This is a genomic window from Streptomyces lancefieldiae (assembly GCF_031845825.1).
Taxonomy (GTDB): Bacteria; Actinomycetota; Actinomycetes; order Streptomycetales; family Streptomycetaceae; genus Streptomyces; species Streptomyces lancefieldiae.
Genome location: NZ_JAVRFH010000089.1, coordinates 1 through 14,502, shown reverse-complemented (window position 1 = coordinate 14,502; position 14,502 = coordinate 1). Strand labels below are relative to the sequence as shown.

Below are 14,502 nucleotides of genomic sequence, written 5' to 3'. Positions count from 1 at the left end.
CGGTGCGTGCTCTCGGCGTGCCGGCCGGAAGCCCTCGTACTGGACGTACTCGGGCTTTCGGCCGGTGCGGCGAGAGTGCGTGCCGGGCGTCGCGACGGGGCGAACGTTGCCTGTTGCGGCACTAGAGCAGTGGCGTGGGCTGCGTCAACTCGTCGTAGACACTGAGGACCTGGGCGACGGTCTCGTCCTCGGTCGGCCAGGTGGCCGCCTGCCGTACCCCCTTGTCACGCAGCGCCTCCCGCCGCCCGGGGTCGTCGAGCAGCCGGACGACGGCGTCGGCTAGCGCTGCCGCGTCCCCGGGCGGGACGAGTTCGGCGGCATCGCCGACGAGTTCGGGGATGCCGCCCACATCGCTCGCGACGAGCGGCACGCGCGCGTGAAGGGCCTCCTGGGCGAGCAGGGAGCGCGCCTCCCGGCGGCTCGGCAGCAACGCGAGGTCGGCCGCCGCCAGCAGGTCGGTGACGTCGTCGCGGCGACCGAGGAGCACCACCGGCAGCCCCTCCTCCTCGATCCGACGCTGCAACTGGCCGCGCAGCGGGCCCTCTCCGGCGACGACGGCCAGCGGCACGGGGTCGAGGCGGCACCAGGCGCGCGCCGCGTCGAGCAGGACGTCGTAGCCCCGGTGCCGCTCCAGGGAGCCGACCGCGACCAGCAGCGGGCGGCCGATGGCGCCGAGTTCGGCCCGGACCTTGGGGCGCAGCCGGTCGGGGTCCTCGGGCTCGACCGGCCGCCCCGGCCGGGCGGGGAGTGCGACGGGACCGAGCCGGGCGTCCCGCGCGCCCGCCCCCCTCGCACGGTCGACCAGCTCCGAGCTGGCGCCGAGCACCACGGTGGCCGCCTTCATCACCCGCCGCTCCAGCACGCGCAGCAGCTGGGCGCGCGCCCCTTCGGCGTGCACCCGGTCGTGCCAGGTGACGACGAGCGGAGTACGGACCCGGCGCCCGCCGAGGGCCAACGCGGCGCGGAAGGAGGCGTGCAGCCCGTGCGCGTGCACCAGGTCGGCGTCCGCGCACACCGCCCGCAGCGCGGCCACCGAGACGGGATCGCTGCTGCGGGGCACGTGCACGTGGTCGGCTCCGGCACCCGTGAAGTCGTAGGTGCACTCCGCATCGGCGGGCGCGCACACCGTCACTTTCACGCCCCGTGCCACAAGCCCCGCGGCCAGGGAACGCACGTGCGCGCTGCTGCCGGCGTTGCCGCCACCCAGCACCTGCACGGTGCGCAGCTGCGACTGGCCGTGCGGTGCGTGGCTGCTCACGGGGGTCACGTGGCCGGGACTCCTGGTTCGGCGGGGGACGGTCACGAAGAACGTACAGAAGGATGGTGCGGAGAGAGTGCACCCGCGGTTTCCTGCGCCTTGCTCCGTCAAGGATGCCAGGCCGTACGGGTGTTCCGGGAACGACGACCGTCGCGCGCGGGCGACCACCGGGGCAACGAGACGGAGTCGATTCACTCACACGAGTGAACGTGCCGCCTCGCTCACCTTCTCCCCGCACACCGCCGCGGCGAGAAGTGCGACGGCGTGCGCGGCGAGCCCCGCCCTGCCGTTCCCGGCCACCACCGCGACGCCGAGGGCCGCGCCCAGCGCGTGCGCCCCGGTGTCGCCGAGCATCGTGCGCTCGCCGAGGTCGTCGGGCAGTACGGCCGCGGCTGCCCCCATCGCGGCGGCGGCCGTCTCCGCGCCGGGCCCCTCCCGCAGCAGCCCCGGCGCCCCGAGCGCGAGGACCACGGCGCCGGCCCGCCCGGGGCGTACGTCCACGAGGTTGACGAAGTGCGCGGCCCCGGCGATGACGACACCCGCGAGCACCTTGTCCAGCGGCCGTTCCCTCAGCACCGCGCCGGCGGCGAGCCCGGCCGCGGAGATCCCGAGCAGCTTCACCGTCCCGCTGGTGACCTCACCGCCCCGCAGCGCCGACAGGTGCGCCCGGAATCCACGTCGGGGGTCTTCGGCGCCCACCCTGTCGTCGTAGGCCCCGCAGGCCCCGGCGACGAGCACGGCGACCCCGGCGGCGGGCCGCACCCGCGCCGTGCCGACCGCCGCAGCGAGGGCGCACGCCGGCCCGGCGTACAGACCCACGGTCCGTCCGGCGTGGTTCTTCCGCTCCCAGCGTTCCCGCCCGCCCGGCGCCGTGGTGCGCAGCGCGGTCAGACCGGTCCGCGCGAGGGCGGCGGCAAGGGCGAAGGAGGAGCCGGTCCGGCGGGCACGCGTGATCATCGGGCCACCCTACGGGACCTGCGACACGCGCCCCCGGGGATCACTCGGCTACGTGTCCGCCCGAGCGGTCGCGAGCAGTTCCTCGGCGTGCGCCCGGGCCGTCTCCGAGTCCTCCTGGCCGGCCAGCATCCGGGACAGCTCCCGGACGCGCTCCTCCCCCTCCAGCACCTTCACGCCGGAGCGGGTCACCGAGCCGTCGTTCGTCTTCTCCACCAGCAGCTGCCGGTCGGCGAACGCGGCCACCTGCGGCAGGTGGGTGACCACGACGACCTGCGCGCTCTTCGCGAGCCGCGCGAGGCGCCGCCCGATCTCCACCGCCGCCTTGCCGCCGACACCGGCGTCGACCTCGTCGAAGAGATACGTCGGCACGGGGTCCGTGCCCGCGAAAACGACCTCCACGGCCAGCATCACGCGCGACAGCTCACCGCCCGACGCGCCCTTGGCGATCGGCCGCGGCGGCGCACCGGGGTGCGGGGCGAGCAGCAGCTCGACCTCGTCGGCGCCAGACGGCCCGTACGCGACCGTACGGCCATCGACCTCCACGCCCTGCGGGTCCTCGGTCTGCCGGATCGCGAACGACACGCGCGCGTGCGGCATGGCGAGCGAGGCCAGCTCGGCGGTCACCGCGGCCGCGAAGCGCTCGGCGGCCTCCGTCCGCGCGTCCGTGAGCGCCTGCGCGAGCCCGCCCAGTTCCACCCGGAGCGCGTCCCGCTCGGCGGTCAGCTCGCCGATCCGCTCGTCGTCGCCGTCCAGTTCGGTCAGCCGCGCGGCGCTCCGCTCGGCCCAGGCCAGGACGGCGGTGACGTCCTCGCCGTACTTCCGCGTCAGCGCGGTGAGCGCGGCCCGGCGCTCCTCGACCGCCGCCAGCCGCAGCGGGTCGGCGTCCAGGTCGTCGGCGTACCCGGCGAGGTCCCCGGCCACGTCGCGCAGCAGGATCCCGACCTCTCCGATCCGCTCGGCCAGCGAGGCCAGCGCGGGGTCGTGCGAGCGCACGGCCTCCAGGGCGCGCTGCGCGCCCGCGACGAGTGTCGACGCGTCGACTCCCTCGGGATCCTCCGGGTTGCCCGCCAGCGCGGCGTGGGCGGCCGTGGCGGCCGACGCGAGCGCCTCGGCGTGGCCGAGCCGTTCCGCCTCCTGAGCCAGCTCCACGTCCTCGCCGACGCGCGGCTCGACGGCGGAGACCTCGTCGAGGCCGTAGCGCAGCAGGTCGGCCTCCTGGGCGCGCTCACGGGCGCGCGTGGTGATCTCCTCCAGCTCCGTGGCCACGGCCCGCAGCCGCCGGTAGGCCTCGGCGTACTTCGCGAGCGGCCCGGCCACCGCGTCGCCCGCGTACCGGTCCAGCGCCTGCCGCTGCCGGGTCAGCTTGAGCAGCCCCTGCTGGTCGGTCTGCCCGTGCACGGCCACTAGCTCATCGGCCAGCTCGGCGAGCATCCCCACGGGCACGGACCGCCCGCCCAGATGCGCGCGCGAGCGCCCCTCGGCGGAAACGGTACGGCTGATCAGCAGCGCCCCGTCGTCCAGCTCGGCCCCGGCCTCCTCGGCCCGCAGGGCCACCGCGGCGTCGCCGGGCACGCTGATCCGCCCCTCGACGACCGCGTTCTTCGCCCCGATCCGCACCAGCGCCGCGTCCGCGCGCCCGCCCAGGAGCAGCCCGAGACTGGTGACCACCATGGTCTTGCCCGCGCCCGTCTCACCGGTGACAGCGGTGAACCCGGGCGACAGCTCGACAACGGCGTCGTCGATGACCCCGAGCGACCGTATCCGCATCTCCTCCAACACGGACACGACCTTACGAGGTCCGGGCCGGGGAGCGCACACAGGCCGCCCGTGACACCCGGGGGGAGTGCATGCCTCTGAGGGGCGCGGAACGGTGTCGACGTGCGGCTCCGCCGGGTGGCGCGACCATCCACGACGCGCCCACCGGCGTCGAGAAACCACCCCATCGAGACCGCTAGTGCGGCGCCCCCCGCCACCCGGAGACCGGCAGCGCGAACTTCGCCACCAGCCGATCCGTGAACGACGCGTGGTGCAGCCGGGCCAGCCGCACCGGCACCGCCCCCCGCCGCACCTCCACCCGCGCGCCGGGCGGCAGCTCCACCGTCCGCCGCCCGTCGCACCACAGCACCCCCGGCGGGATGTGCGGCAGCACCTCCACCGCGAGCACGGAGTCCGGCGAGGTCACCAGCGGCTTCGCGAAGAGCGCGTGCGCGCTGATCGGCACCATCAGCAGTGCCTCCACCTCGGGCCACACCACCGGCCCGCCGGCGGAGAAGGCGTACGCCGTCGACCCGGTCGGCGTCGACAGCACGATGCCGTCGCAGCCGAACCCCGTCACCGGCCGCCCGTCGATCTCCAGTACGACCTCGAGCAGCTTCTCGGCACCGGCCTTCTGCACGGCGGCCTCGTTCAACGCCCAGTCGGTGTGCACGATGTCGCCGTTGCGGTGCACGACGACGTCGACGGTCATCCGCTCCTCGACCTCGTACGCCCGGCTCACCACCCGGTCGACGACCTTGTCGAGGTCGTCCCGCTCGGCCTCCGCGAGGAAGCCGACCCGGCCGAGGTTGACGCCGAGCATCGGCACCCCGGACGCGCGGGCGAACTCGGCGCCGCGCAGCAGCGTCCCGTCACCGCCGAGCACGATGAGCAGCTCGCAGCCGTCGAGGCACTGCGGGGTGGCCTCGCCGACCAGCTCCACCTCGTCCGGCAGCGGCAGATCGCACGCCTCGGCCTCCAGGACCCGCACGCCGATGCCGGCCCGCAGCAGCCCCTTGACCACGAGCTCGGCGCTGCGGATGGCCGCGGGACGCCCGGTGTGGGCGAGCAGGAAAACAGTTCGAGCTCGGTTCTGTGTCAACGCGGCCCCTCCGCCACTGCACGGTCAACGTCGGCCGGGTCCAGTTCGTCGGCGCCGGCCCGCAGCCACAGAAAGTACTCGACGTTCCCGGAGGGACCGGGCAGCGGACTGGCGGTGACCCCCTTCACCCCGAGCCCCAGTTCCCAGGCCCTGCCGGCGACTCCCCGCACGGCCTCGGCCCGCAGCTGCTCACTGCGCACCACTCCCCCGCTGCCCAGCCGCTCCTTCCCCACCTCGAACTGCGGCTTGACCATCATCACCAGGTCGGCGTCCGGCCGTGTGCACCGCACCAGGGCGGGCAGCACCAGTCCGAGCGGGATGAAGGACAGATCCCCCACGACCAGGTCCACGGGCTCCCCGTCGATCGCGTCCAGCGTCAACTCACGTACGTTCGTACGGTCCTTGACGGTGACGCGTTCATCCTTCTGGAGGGACCAGGCGAGTTGTCCGTATCCGACGTCCACGGCGACGACGTGCGCGGCGCCCGAGCGCAGCAGGACGTCGGTGAAGCCTCCGGTGGACGCGCCGGCGTCCAGTGCCCGCCGCCCCTCGACGACGAGGCCGAGCGGTACGAAGGCCGCCAGGGCGCCGGCCAGCTTGTGGCCGCCGCGGGAGACGTAGTCGGGGTCGCTGTCGTCGGCGGTCACCACGATCGCGGCAGCGGTCTCCACCTGCGTGGCGGGCTTGGTCGCGACGGTCTTGCCGACGCTCACCCGCCCGGCGGCGATCAGCTGGCTGGCGTGCTCGCGCGAGCGCGCCAGCTTGCGGCGGACCAGCTCCGCGTCGAGACGGCGGCGTGCGACTCCTGCCACGTTCGGTTCAGCTCCCTTGTGCGTACGAGGCGGGGGGCGCCGGAGGTCCCGGGCGGGCGTCGAGCGCGGTGAGCGCGTCGCGCAGCCCCCTGTGTACATCCTCGTACACCTCGACATGTCCGTCCGTCGCCAGGTGGTCCGCGTCGGCCAGCCGCGCCAGCCGGGCGTCCACCTCGGCGTTCCCGGTCGGGGCCCGGGGAACGTTCAGCGGGGCGGGAGCGGCGGGCTCGTACCCGGGCGCCGCCGCCGCGTCGGCCGCGTCGGCCTCCTGGGGCTCGGACCCGGTCTGCGCCTCCTGGGCCTCCGGCTCCGGTACTGCGTCGCTCATGCCCCGACGCTACCGCGAACCGCTGGGGTACGGTCGGTCCCGATGGCCACGACTGAGGAGTGCCGCGCCGCACTCGACAAGCTCTCGGACAACCTGCGCAGCGCCGAAGGGGACGTGCGGTCGGCCACCGAGCTGGACCGCTCGGTGAGCTGCCACATCACCGACCTGGACGTCACCTTCGCCGGACGCATGGCGGACGGCCGGATCGACGTACGCGAGACCCTTGAGGGGCCACCGCGCGAGAAGGCCGAGATCAGGCTGGCGATGACCGGCGACGACCTGGTGGCACTGGTCGCCGGCGAGCTGAACTTCGCCAAGGCCTGGGGTTCCGGGCGGGTGAGGCTGGAGGCGGGCCTGCGCGACCTGTTCCGGCTCAGGAGGCTTCTGTAGCCGCCGCCTTCTCCGCCACCCTCGCCGGCTGCTTCACGCCGCCCGCGCTCCGTGCCTTGCGCGCGGCCGGCACCACCAGCGGCGTACCCGTCTCCGGGTCGTCGATGACCTGGCAGCGCAGCCCGAAGACCCGCTCGACCAGGTCGGCCGTGACGATGTCCTTCGGCGCGCCCTCGGCGATGACCTCCCCGCCGCGCAGGGCGATGAGGTGGGTGGCGTAGCGGGCGGCGTGGTTGAGGTCGTGCAGGACGGCCACGAGCGTGCGGCCCTGCTCCTCGTGGAGCTCCGCGCACAGGTCGAGGACGTCGATCTGGTGCTGGATGTCCAGGTACGTCGTCGGCTCGTCGAGCAGCAGCAGCGGGGTCTGCTGGGCGAGCGCCATGGCGATCCACACGCGCTGACGCTGTCCGCCGGAGAGCTCGTCGACGTAGCGGTCGGCCAGCTCCGAGATGCCGGTCCGGGCCATCGACTCCTGGACGACCCGCTCGTCCTCGGTCGACCACTGCCGCAGGATGCCCTGGTGCGGGTAGCGGCCCCGGCCGACGAGGTCGCCGACGGTGATCCCGTCGGGCGCGATGGACGACTGCGGCAGCAGGCCGAGGGTCCGCGCCACCTGCTTGGCGGGCATCGACTGGATGACGGACCCGTCGAGCAGCACCCGGCCCCGGGTGGGCTTGAGCATCCGCGACAGGGCCCGCAGCAGGGTGGACTTGCCGCACGCGTTCGGGCCGACGATCACGGTGAAGGAGTTGTCGGGTATCTCCACCGACAGCTTCTCCGCGATGACCCGCTGGTCGTACGCGAGGGTGACGTTCTCGGCGGTCAGGCGGTTCACGTTGCTCCTTTGGTTGTTCAGCCCGCTGCGGGTACCGACTCCCGCGCTCATACCCGGCCCGCCTTGCGCTCGGTGACCAGCAGCCACAGCAGGTAGACGCCGCCGAGCACGCCGGTCACCACACCCACGGGCAGCTGGTCGGCGCCGAAGGCCCGCTGCGAGATCAGGTCGGCGGTGACCAGCAGCGCGGCACCCATGCACAGCGACGGCACCAGGTTGGGGCCCGGCGAACGGGTCAGGCGGCGGGCGAGCTGCGGCGCGGTGAGCGCGACGAAGCTGACCGGCCCCGCGGCGGCGGTGGCGGCGGCGGTGAGCAGCACGGCGGCCACCATCAGCAGCGCCCGCACCCGCTCCACGCGCACCCCGAGGGCATAGGAGATGTCGTCGCCCATCTCCATCATCCGCAGCGCCCGTCCGTTGGTGAGAACCAGCGGGACGAGCACGGCGCACAGCACGAGCAGGGGCCAGACCTGGGCCCAGTCGCGGCCGTTGAGGGAGCCGGTCATCCAGACGACGGCGCGGGAGGCGTCGACGATGTCGGCCCGGGTGAGCAGATAGCCGTTGACCGCCGTGACGATCGCGGACATGCCGATACCGACCAGGACCAGCCGGTAACCGTGCACACCCCGCTTCCAGGCGAGCAGATAGATGGCGAAGCCGGTCACCAGGCCGCCCACGAGCGCGCCGACGGTGACCTGGGCCGAGCTGCCGGAGAACAGGACGATCATCGTGAGGGCACCGGCCGTCGCGCCCTGTCCGAGACCGAGCACGTCCGGACTGCCCAGCGGGTTGCGCGAGACGGCCTGGAACAGCGCACCGCCCAGCCCGAGCGCGGCGCCGACCAGCAGGCCGACCAGGACCCGCGGCAGCCGCAGTTCGTTGACGATGAACTCCTGGCCGGCGTCGCCCTCGCCGACCAGGGTCCTGAGCACGTCGGCGGCCGGTATGTCGAAGTCGCCGGTGCCGATCAGCACGACACTCGCGGCGAGCGCGACGACCAGCAGCAGGGCAACGACGACGACGGACCGGACGTCGAGGCGGACCGACAGGCCGCCCGGGCTCCGCACGGCGCGATTGGTCTTCACGGGCTTCACAGCTGGGCCGTCCTCCGCCGTCGTACGAGATGGATGAAGACCGGCCCGCCGAGAACGGCGGTGACGATGCCGACCTGAAGCTCCGCGGGCCGAGCGACGATCCGGCCGAGGACGTCCGCGCCGAGCAGCAGCACGGGCGACAGGATCGCCGCGTACGGCAGGATCCAGCGCAGGTCGGGGCCGGTGAAGGAGCGGACGATGTGCGGGACCATCAGCCCGACGAACACGATCGGCCCGCAGGCGGCGGTCGCCGCCCCGCACAGCACGGTCGCGGCCAGCATGGCCAGCGCCCGGGTGCGGTTCAGGTTGGCGCCGAGGGCTCTGGCGGTGTCGTCGCCCATCTCCATGGCGTTGAGCGGCCGGGCGAGCGCCAGGGCGAGAACCGTGCCCGCCACGAAGAACGGCAGCACTTCCTGGATGGTGTCGTTCGTCGCCGAGGACAGCGAGCCGACGGTCCAGAAGCGCATCCTGCCCAGCGCCGCGTCATCCATGATCATCACGGCCTGGAGGTAGCCGAAGAGCGCGGCGCTGATCGCGGTGCCGGCCAGCACCAGCCGCACCGGCGTGGCCCCCCGGCTGCCGCCCAGGAACCAGACCAGCGCGCCGACGCCCGCCGCACCGGCGAAGGCGAACCAGACGTACCCGGTCAGCGAGGTGACGCCGAAGAAGGTGATGGCCGTGACGACCGCCGCGGAGGCACCCGCGTTGATGCCGAGCAGCCCGGGGTCGGCCAGCGGGTTGCGGGTGAGCGCCTGGAGCACGGCTCCGGAGAGCCCGAGCGCGGCGCCGGCCAACAGACCGAGCACGGTCCGCGACAGCCGCTCGCCGACCACGACGTCGCCGTAGGTGCCGGAGTCGTGGAACAAGCCGTGCCAGACCTGCGCCAGAGACAGGTCCTTCGCTCCGATCGCGATGCTCGCCAGCGTGATGAGCACCAGGACCGCGGCGGACACGGGCAGCCCGACGGCACGTATCGCACGGCGTTTCGGGGGCGCGGGGGCGGTCTCCGCGCGCTGTTCGGGGGGACTCTCGACCAACACGCAGTTAGGTTAACCTAACCTGTCAATCGATCACGATTCCAGTGTCGCCGCCGCACCGCGCCCTCGCGCGGGCTCCTTCCCCGCGCGGCGAGTCACCATCCCAGCCGCGCCAACGCCTTCCCCGAATCCAGCTCGCACCCCGCCTCCCCGCCCGCCGTCCAGGCCGCCGCGCACAGCGCGCGCAGTCCGTCCAGCGCCGCGCCGTCGCCCGCCAGCTCCAGCCGGTCCGCACCGGCCGTCGCCGTCCAGCCGCCGCAACGGAACCCACCGTCCCCGTCGGCGGAGACTTCCGGCTGTCCGGTGAGCAGCCCGCGCAGATCGGCGTCGACATACGTCGGCCGGTGCCGCGGCGGCGCCGCCAGCAACTGCGCCCCGTCGGTCACACCGGTCAGGACGAGCAGCGAGTCGACCTCCCCGTTGAACGCGCCCTCGATGTCCGTGTCCAGCCGGTCCCCCACCACCAGCGGCCGCTGGGCCCCGGTCCGCAGGATCGTCTCCCGGTGCATGGGAGGCAGCGGCTTCCCCGCGACCTGCGGATCGGCGCCGGTGGCGATCCGCACGACCTCCACCGCCGCGCCGTTGCCCGGCGCGATGCCGCGCGCGCCGGGTATCGTCAGGTCCGTGTTGGAGGCGAACCACGGAACTCCGCGCGCGATGGCGTAACAGGCCTCCGCGAACCGCCCCCAGGGCAGCTCGGGCCCTCCGAATCCCTGGACCACGGCCGCCGGATCGTCCTCGGCCGACTCCACGGGCTCCAGACCGCGCTCGCGCAGCGCCACCCGCAGCCCGTCACCGCCGATCACCAGCACCCGCGCGCCCGACGGCACCTGCTCGGCGATCAGCCGGGCCACCGCCTGCGCCGAGGTGATGACGTCGCCGGCCGCCGTCGGTATGCCCAGCTCGGTCAGGTGCTCGGCCACCGCCTGGGGAGTCCGGAGCGCGTTGTTCGTGACGTACGCCAGGTGCATGCCGCCCGCGCGGGCCGTGGCGAGCGACTCGACCGCGTGAGCGATCGCGTTCCCCCCGGCGTACACCACCCCGTCCAGGTCGAGCAGCGCCGTGTCGTACGCCTCGCTCAGGCCCCGCCCACTGCTCTCGGGACTCGTCCTGACGCTCCGGCTCATCGCTCATCGCTCCTCGTTCGACACCTTTTCCCCGATCATCCCCCATGCCACTGACACACGTACGATGCCGGAATGAACACTGCAGGTCACCCGGAAGCAACGGCGCGCCGGGGCCTGGAACTCACCCCGTTCCGAGGCCTCCGCTACGACCCCGACCGGGTCGGCAGCCTGGCGGCCGTGACGTCCCCGCCGTACGACGTCGTGGTCCGCCCCGACGGCCTGCTCCACCTGGAGTCGGCCGACCCGCACAACATCGTCCGCCTGATCCTGCCCCAGGCCGCCACCCCCGAGGCGCGCAACGACCAGGCCGCCCGCACCCTGCGGCGCTGGATGGCCGAGGGCGTACTGGCCGCCGACCCGGAGCCGGGCCTGTACGTCTACGAGCAACGCGACGCCGACGGCGTGCTGCAACGCGGCATCATCGGCGCCCTGCGCGTCTCGGACCCCGCGGAGCAGGTCGTCCTGCCGCACGAGGACGTCATGCCGCACGTCGTCGCCGACCGGGCGGCGCTCATGCGGGCCACCTCGGCGAACCTGGAGCCCCTGCTCCTGACCTACCGCGGCGACGGTGACACGGCGGCCACGACCACCCTCGTGGAACGCACCGCCGAGCAGCCGCCGCTTCTCTCGACGACCACGGAGGACGGCTTCTGCCACCGCCTGTGGTCGGTCACCGACCCCGACGACCTGGCCCGCGTCCGGTCCGAGCTGGCGGGGCACCAGGCCCTCATCGCCGACGGCCACCACCGCTGGGCGACCTACCGCACCCTCCGCGCGGAACACGCCTCCCCCAGCCCCTGGGACCACGGCCTCGTCCTCCTGGTCGACACGGCCCGCTACCCGCTCAGGGTCCGCGCCATCCACCGTCTGCTGCACGACCTCCCGGTGAGCGACGCCGTGGCCGCCCTGGAGGGCCACTTCCGCGTCCGCCGTCTCGAAACGCCCCTGCCCGAGGCCATGGCCGCCCTGGCGAAGGCCGCCGACACCGGCAACGCCTTCCTGCTCGCGGGCGACGGCGCCTTCCACCTCGTCGACCGGCCCGATCCCGACCTGCTGGCCCGCACGGTCCCCGCCGGCCGTCCCGAGGCCTGGCGCACCCTGGACGCCACCGTCCTGCACGCCACTCTCCTGGCGCACGTCTGGCACGTCCCCGACGACTCCGCGGCCCACGTCTCGTACATCCACGACACGGCGGCCACGGTCGAGAAGGCGGAGCGCGACGGCGGTACTGCGGTACTGATGCACCCGGTCCGCGAGGAGGTCGTCCGCGACCTGGCCCGCCAGGGCGTCACGATGCCCCGCAAGTCGACGTCCTTCGGCCCGAAGCCCGCCTCGGGCCTGGTGCTGCGCACGCTGGACCGGTGATACGAGACGACACGGACGACATGACGACGCGGGGCGGAACCGTGTGCCGGTCCCGCCCCGCGTCGTCATGTCACGGACGTCAGTCCTTCTCGCCGTCCGCGTCCTCGTCGTCGTCCTTGACGGCGGGGCTCTCCCCGTCGCTCTCGTGCTCGTGCTCGTGCTCGTCCAGGGCGTCCACGAACTCCACACCGTCCAGCTCGGCGAGCCGGTCGGAGGCGTCCGTGCTGCCGTCCCGGTCGGACTCCACGGCCTTGGCGAACCACTCCCGCGCCTCCCGGTCCCGGCCGGCGGCCAGCAGCGCGTCGGCATAGGCGTACCGCAGGCGCGCGGTCCAGGGCTGCACGGAGTTGGAGGCCAGCTCGGGGCTCTGCAGCGTCACGATGGCCGCGTCCAGCTGACCCATGTCACGCCGGGCGCCGGCCGCCACGAGCCGCATCTCGACCTGACCGGCCTTGTCCAGCTTGTGCACCTCGGGGGCGCCGGCCATGTCCAGCGCCTTCTCCGGTCGGCCGAGCCCGCGCTCGCAGTCGGCCATGACCGGCCACAGCTCCACCGACCCGGTCATCCGCCGGGCGGCCCGGAACTCGGCCAGGGCCTCGCCGTACTTCTGGTTGGCGTACGCGGCGAACCCACCGGCCTCCCGTACGGCGGCGACACGGGACGCCAGTCGCAGGGCCACCTTGGAGTAGCCGTACGCCGCCTCCGGGTCCTCGTCGAGCAACCGGGCGACCATCACCAGGTTCCTGGCGACATCCTCGGCAAGCGTCTTGGGCAGGCTCTGCAGTTCCTGTCGTACGTCCTTGTCGATCTCGTCGCCCGTGACGTCCTCGGGGATCGGCAGGCGCTTGATCGGCTCGCGGTCCCGGTCCCTCTCCTCACGGAAACGGCCACCGCCACCGTGCCGGTCGTCCCGCCCGCGGAACCCACCGGGCCGCGCGCCTCGGTCGTCGCGCCGGGCCCCGTGTCCCCCACGGTCGTCACGGCCGCGGTACCCACCCCGGTCACCACCGCGGTTGTCCTCACGCCGGCCGAAGCCGCCGCGCTCCCCACGGTTGTCATCACGACGGAAGCCACCGCGGTCGCCGCGGTCATCGCGGCGGAAGGACGGACGGTCACCCCGGTCACCACGGTCATCGCGGCGGAAGGACGGACGGTCACCCCGGTCACCACGGTCATCGCGGCGGAACGAGGGACGGTCACCCCGGTCACCACGGTCGTCACGGCGGAAGGACGGACGGTCACCCCGGTCACCACGGTCATCGCGGCGGAACGAGGGACGGTCACCCCGGTCACCACGGTCGTCACGGCGGAAGGACGGACGGTCACCCCGGTCACCACGGTCGTCACGGCGGAACGAGGGACGATCACCCCGGTCACCACGGTCGTCACGGCGGAACGAGGGACGATCACCCCGGTCGTCACGACGCGGCCCGCGGTCACGGTCATCACGATGCCCGTACCCGCCACTGCGGTTGTCGTCACGGCGGAAGGAGGGACGGTCACCACCACCCTGCCCGCCACGGTCATCGCGGCGGTAGGTCGGACGGTCGCCCCGGTCACCACGGTCGTCACGACGCGGCCCGCGGTCACGGTCGTCACGACGCCCGTACCCGCCACCGCGGTTGTCGTCACGACGGTCGTCACGACGGAACGAGGGACGGTCGCCACGGTCGTCACGGCGGAAGGACGGACGGTCGCCACGGTCGTCACGACGCGGTCCACGGTCACGGTCGTCACGACGCCCGTACCCGCCACCGCGGTTGTCGTCACGACGGTCGTCACGACGGAAGGAGGGACGCTCTCCACCACGCTGCCCGCCACGGTCATCACTTCGGCGGTCGTCACGGCGGAAACCGCCTCGGTTGCGGTCGTCGTCGCGACGGAAACCCCCACGGTCGCCGCGCTGACCATTCCGGTCCCCGCGGTCACCACTGTCCCGTCGCCGCTGGTCGCGCTCCGGTCGGTCGTCGGGAGAGTTGGTGGGCATCGGTGACTCCTGTCTTCGGTACTACAAGTCATTCTCGCGCAGCCGGGTACCCGGTGCGCCCTGAAAAAACGAAAGGACCCTTGGTCCCCAGCTGAACGCTGGGGACCAAGGGTCCTTTCCAAAGATTGTTCGGCGGCGTCCTACTCTCCCACAGGGTCCCCCCTGCAGTACCATCGGCGCTGTAAGGCTTAGCTTCCGGGTTCGAAATGTAACCGGGCGTTTCCCCTACGCTATGACCACCGAAACCCTAATGGTTTCGAGCGAACAAGCACACTCTTTAATTGTCTGTTCAGCTCGAAAGCCGGCAACTGTTCGTTGCCTCAGAACTAACACAGTGGACGCGAGCAACTGAGGACAAGCCCTCGGCCTATTAGTACCGGTCACCTCCACACCTCACGGTGCTTCCAGATCCGGCCTATCAACCCAGTCGTCTACTGGGAGCCTTACCCCATCAA

General features: G+C 73.2%; 13 protein-coding genes, 2 rRNA genes and 1 pseudogene. 2 read left to right on the top strand and 14 right to left on the bottom strand.

What is annotated here, in order from left to right; translation table 11 throughout:
* Positions 1 to 121 precede the first annotated feature (121 nt).
* The 6 genes from RM812_RS38545 to RM812_RS38520 form a co-directional block, all read right to left on the bottom strand.
* Positions 122 to 1,267, bottom strand: a complete 1,146-nt coding sequence (locus RM812_RS38545; RefSeq protein WP_311585019.1) for a glycosyltransferase family 4 protein — start codon at positions 1,265 to 1,267, stop codon at positions 122 to 124.
* A gap of 186 nt (positions 1,268 to 1,453) precedes the next feature.
* Positions 1,454 to 2,215: a hypothetical protein gene (locus RM812_RS38540; protein WP_311585016.1), complete on the bottom strand. Its 762-nt coding sequence runs from the start codon at positions 2,213 to 2,215 to the stop codon at positions 1,454 to 1,456.
* Between the two features lie 48 nt (positions 2,216 to 2,263).
* Positions 2,264 to 3,982, bottom strand: a complete 1,719-nt coding sequence (recN, locus tag RM812_RS38535) for a DNA repair protein RecN (protein ID WP_311585023.1) — start codon at positions 3,980 to 3,982, stop codon at positions 2,264 to 2,266.
* Positions 3,983 to 4,166: 184 nt separating this feature from the next.
* Positions 4,167 to 5,072 carry an NAD kinase gene (locus RM812_RS38530; protein WP_311585013.1) on the bottom strand — a complete coding sequence of 302 codons (906 nt, stop codon included), beginning with the start codon at positions 5,070 to 5,072 and terminating at the stop codon, positions 4,167 to 4,169.
* Positions 5,069 to 5,884 carry a hemolysin gene (locus RM812_RS38525; RefSeq protein ID WP_311585011.1) on the bottom strand — a complete coding sequence of 272 codons (816 nt, stop codon included), beginning with the start codon at positions 5,882 to 5,884 and terminating at the stop codon, positions 5,069 to 5,071. The genes RM812_RS38530 and RM812_RS38525 overlap by 4 nt, the downstream gene beginning before the upstream one ends.
* Positions 5,885 to 5,891: 7 nt before the next feature.
* Positions 5,892 to 6,212 (bottom strand): hypothetical protein, encoded by a 321-nt coding sequence (locus RM812_RS38520; protein WP_311585008.1) that lies wholly within the window; start codon positions 6,210 to 6,212, stop codon positions 5,892 to 5,894.
* A 42-nt stretch (positions 6,213 to 6,254) separates the two neighbouring features.
* Here RM812_RS38520 and RM812_RS38515 point away from each other — a divergent pair, with 42 nt between their 5' ends.
* The gene (locus RM812_RS38515; protein ID WP_311585006.1) at positions 6,255 to 6,602 is read left to right on the top strand and encodes a sterol-binding protein; all 348 of its coding nucleotides are present in this window, start codon (positions 6,255 to 6,257) and stop codon (positions 6,600 to 6,602) included.
* On the opposite strand, the gene RM812_RS38510 is transcribed toward RM812_RS38515, so the two are convergent.
* The 4 genes from RM812_RS38510 to RM812_RS38495 all read right to left on the bottom strand — a co-directional run bounded on the left by RM812_RS38510 (position 6,586) and on the right by RM812_RS38495 (position 10,695).
* Positions 6,586 to 7,488 carry an ABC transporter ATP-binding protein gene (locus RM812_RS38510; RefSeq protein ID WP_311585003.1) on the bottom strand — a complete coding sequence of 301 codons (903 nt, stop codon included), beginning with the start codon at positions 7,486 to 7,488 and terminating at the stop codon, positions 6,586 to 6,588. The genes RM812_RS38515 and RM812_RS38510 overlap by 17 nt on opposite strands.
* Positions 7,485 to 8,522, bottom strand: a complete 1,038-nt coding sequence (locus RM812_RS38505) for a FecCD family ABC transporter permease (protein ID WP_311585001.1) — start codon at positions 8,520 to 8,522, stop codon at positions 7,485 to 7,487. The genes RM812_RS38510 and RM812_RS38505 overlap by 4 nt, the downstream gene beginning before the upstream one ends.
* Before the next feature lie 5 nt (positions 8,523 to 8,527).
* Positions 8,528 to 9,571 carry a FecCD family ABC transporter permease gene (locus RM812_RS38500; protein ID WP_311584998.1) on the bottom strand — a complete coding sequence of 348 codons (1,044 nt, stop codon included), beginning with the start codon at positions 9,569 to 9,571 and terminating at the stop codon, positions 8,528 to 8,530.
* A 92-nt stretch (positions 9,572 to 9,663) separates the two neighbouring features.
* Entirely contained in the window at positions 9,664 to 10,695 is a 1,032-nt protein-coding gene (locus tag RM812_RS38495; protein ID WP_311584996.1) for an HAD hydrolase-like protein, read from the bottom strand.
* 72 nt (positions 10,696 to 10,767) lie between these two features.
* On the opposite strand from RM812_RS38495, the gene RM812_RS38490 reads away from it, so the two are divergent.
* On the top strand, positions 10,768 to 12,060 hold the full coding sequence (locus RM812_RS38490; protein ID WP_311584992.1) for a DUF1015 domain-containing protein: 1,293 nt from the start codon (positions 10,768 to 10,770) through the stop codon (positions 12,058 to 12,060).
* Positions 12,061 to 12,139: 79 nt separating this feature from the next.
* Here the strand turns inward: RM812_RS38490 and RM812_RS38485 are convergent, their stop codons facing one another.
* From RM812_RS38485 to RM812_RS38470, 4 genes and pseudogenes are all read right to left on the bottom strand, one after another.
* On the bottom strand, positions 12,140 to 12,901 hold the full coding sequence (locus RM812_RS38485) for a tetratricopeptide repeat protein (RefSeq protein ID WP_311585020.1): 762 nt from the start codon (positions 12,899 to 12,901) through the stop codon (positions 12,140 to 12,142).
* A 36-nt stretch (positions 12,902 to 12,937) separates the two neighbouring features.
* Positions 12,938 to 14,047, bottom strand: a pseudogene (locus tag RM812_RS43440) (hypothetical protein); the annotation flags it as partial.
* Between the two features lie 127 nt (positions 14,048 to 14,174).
* Positions 14,175 to 14,291: ribosomal RNA gene (gene rrf, locus RM812_RS38475) — 5S ribosomal RNA — on the bottom strand.
* A gap of 106 nt (positions 14,292 to 14,397) precedes the next feature.
* Positions 14,398 to 14,502 (bottom strand): 23S ribosomal RNA (locus RM812_RS38470); the annotation flags it as partial.

What these genes read in the sequence shown, in the direction of transcription:
- RM812_RS38540 (WP_311585016.1), bottom strand. Translation starts at nt 2,215, where the DNA reads ATGATCACGCGTGCCCGCCGGACCGGCTCCTCCTTCGCCCTTGCCGCC.
- recN (WP_311585023.1), bottom strand. Translation starts at nt 3,982, where the DNA reads ATGCGGATACGGTCGCTCGGGGTCATCGACGACGCCGTTGTCGAGCTG.
- RM812_RS38520 (WP_311585008.1), bottom strand. Translation starts at nt 6,212, where the DNA reads ATGAGCGACGCAGTACCGGAGCCGGAGGCCCAGGAGGCGCAGACCGGG.
- RM812_RS38515 (WP_311585006.1), top strand. Translation starts at nt 6,255, where the DNA reads ATGGCCACGACTGAGGAGTGCCGCGCCGCACTCGACAAGCTCTCGGAC.
- RM812_RS38510 (WP_311585003.1), bottom strand. Translation starts at nt 7,488, where the DNA reads ATGAGCGCGGGAGTCGGTACCCGCAGCGGGCTGAACAACCAAAGGAGC.
- RM812_RS38495 (WP_311584996.1), bottom strand. Translation starts at nt 10,695, where the DNA reads ATGAGCCGGAGCGTCAGGACGAGTCCCGAGAGCAGTGGGCGGGGCCTG.
- RM812_RS38490 (WP_311584992.1), top strand. Translation starts at nt 10,768, where the DNA reads ATGAACACTGCAGGTCACCCGGAAGCAACGGCGCGCCGGGGCCTGGAA.